General features: G+C 71.9%; 3 protein-coding genes. 1 reads left to right on the forward strand and 2 read right to left on the reverse strand.

Annotated features, from left to right (window positions below; all coding sequences use genetic code 11):
* Nucleotides 1-169 precede the first annotated feature (169 nt).
* Nucleotides 170-880 (forward strand): 3-oxoacyl-ACP reductase FabG, encoded by a 711-nt coding sequence (fabG, locus tag EIO58_RS16925; protein ID WP_127820447.1) that lies wholly within the window; start codon nucleotides 170-172, stop codon nucleotides 878-880.
* Nucleotides 881-952: 72 nt separating this feature from the next.
* Here the strand turns inward: fabG and EIO58_RS16930 are convergent, their stop codons facing one another.
* Both EIO58_RS16930 and EIO58_RS16935 read right to left on the reverse strand, forming a co-directional pair.
* The gene (locus EIO58_RS16930) at nucleotides 953-1,669 is read right to left on the reverse strand and encodes an alpha/beta fold hydrolase (protein ID WP_127820448.1); all 717 of its coding nucleotides are present in this window, start codon (nucleotides 1,667-1,669) and stop codon (nucleotides 953-955) included.
* Between the two features lie 38 nt (nucleotides 1,670-1,707).
* A partial coding sequence (locus EIO58_RS16935) for an HAD family hydrolase (protein WP_164861824.1) occupies nucleotides 1,708-2,015 on the reverse strand: 308 nt, incomplete at its 5' end.

Here is a 2,015-nt window from a genome sequence, read left to right on the forward strand (position 1 = left end):
CGGCGCGGGCGGCTGAGATCCCTGCTCCGGGGTGGGGTTCGGGGCGGTGCTGTCGCTCACGGCGTGCCTTTCGTCGATGCCTGCCCCCAGCGTCCCAGCGCACCGAGGGGGTGTCAATTCCGGCGCCGCTAGGCTGGTCCGGATCCGTCACCGAACCCGGGAGCACCATATGTCCACCGATCGCGTCGTCCTCGTCACCGGCGGGAACCGCGGCATCGGCCGCGCCATCGCCGAGCGCTTCGTCGCCGAGGGGTACAAGGTCGCGGTGACCGCCCGTTCGGGCGAAGGACCCGAGGGCACCCTGACCGTGCGGGCGGACGTGACGGATGCCGCCGCCGTCGACGCCGCGTTCACCGAGGTCGAGAACACCCTGGGCGCGGTCGAGATCGTCGTCGCCAACGCGGGCATCACGAAGGACACGCTGCTGCTGCGCATGACCGAGGACGACTTCGACAGTGTCGTGGCGACGAACCTCGGCGGTGCCTTCCGCGTGGTCAAGCGCGCCTCGAAGGGAATGCTGCGCGCGCGGTGGGGACGCGTCGTCCTCATCTCGAGCGTCGTAGGCCTCTACGGCTCGGCCGGCCAGATCAACTACGCGGCCTCCAAGAGCGCGCTCGTCGGCTTCGCGCGCTCGCTCACGCGTGAGCTCGGCGCTCGGGGCATCACCGCGAACGTCGTCGCCCCCGGCTTCATCGAGACCGACATGACGGCGGAATTGCCCGAAGACACCCAGGCCGAGTACAAGAAGAGCATCCCCGCGGGCCGCTTCGCAACGGCCGAGGAGGTCGCCGGCGTCGTCGCATGGATCGCGTCCGACGACGCCGCCTACATCTCGGGCGCGGTCATCCCGGTCGACGGCGGCCTCGGAATGGGCCACTAGCCGTCACTGCGCCGCCGCGAGCCGAAGGGTATGCGGATCTGGATACGCGACGTCGCGCTACGCGCGGCGGCGCTATTCGATCCGGCGGATCGCGCGGAGGATCGCCTCGGCCAGCGCACCCGGCCGCGACACCTGCGGCCAGTGCCCGGTCGGATCGCCGTCGGCGCCCAGCTGGATGACCTCGAGGCGCTCGAGCGCGGCGAGCTCGGCGGCCCAGGCCGGCGGCTCCTGGATGATCGCGCGGATCTGCGCCTCGGGCATGGTGCTCGTGATCATCGTGGCGGGTACGGCGCGCCGACGCTCGTCGGAGAGACGGAGCGCGTCGGTCGGCACACGCTCGGGCACCGTCTTCACGCGGGCACCGAGCTCGGCGCGGGTCTGCTCGTCGAGGTCGGCGACCTCGCCCTCTTCGAACGACTCCCAACCCGGGAACGGGACGACGCCGTCCACCACCGGGAAATCCCAGATCGATCCGCCGTCGGTAGGCGGGAAGGTATCGACGAAGATCACGCGCGTGACGCGCTCCGGTCGTGCGTCGACCGCGCCGTAGACGACATTCCCGCCGCCGGAGTGGCCGACGAGCACCATGTCGCCGTCATGGCGGTCGATCTCGGCGACGGTCGCTCCGACCCAGTCGGCGATGCCGATGCCGGCGCTGCGCGACGCGGGCTCGCCGACCCCTGGCATGGTGAGGGGGTGGGTCCGGTGACCGGCCGCCTCGAGCGCCGGGCTCACCTCTCCCCAGGTGGACGCGTCGAGCCAGAGACCGGGAACGAGGACGATGTTCATGCAGTGACAGTACCGGCGACCTCCGACACCCGGCAGGCTCACGGCAGCAGCGGGATGACCTCGCGCAGGTCCGCCGGACCCACCACGAGGTCGGCGCTCGCACGCACGGCGGGCTTGGCGTTGAACGCGAGCCCGAGCCCTGCCGCAGCGAGCATGACGAGGTCGTTCGCCCCGTCGCCGATCGCGATCGTACGGTGGAGCGCGACGCCGTGCTCGGCCGCCCACTCGCGCAGCGCGGCCGCCTTGCCCGCGGCATCAACGATCCCGCCGTCGACGGCTCCGGTCAGCACCCCGTCGGAGGCGGCGAGGCGATTCGCGCGCCAGACGTCGACGCCGAGGTCGGGCG

This window comes from Microbacterium sp. CPCC 204701, from assembly GCF_004010105.1.
Classification (GTDB): domain Bacteria; phylum Actinomycetota; class Actinomycetes; order Actinomycetales; family Microbacteriaceae; genus Microbacterium.

Excerpts from the sequence above, each read along its gene's own strand:
- fabG (WP_127820447.1), top strand. The coding sequence starts at position 170 with ATGTCCACCGATCGCGTCGTCCTCGTCACCGGCGGGAACCGCGGCATC.
- EIO58_RS16930 (WP_127820448.1), bottom strand. The coding sequence starts at position 1,669 with ATGAACATCGTCCTCGTTCCCGGTCTCTGGCTCGACGCGTCCACCTGG.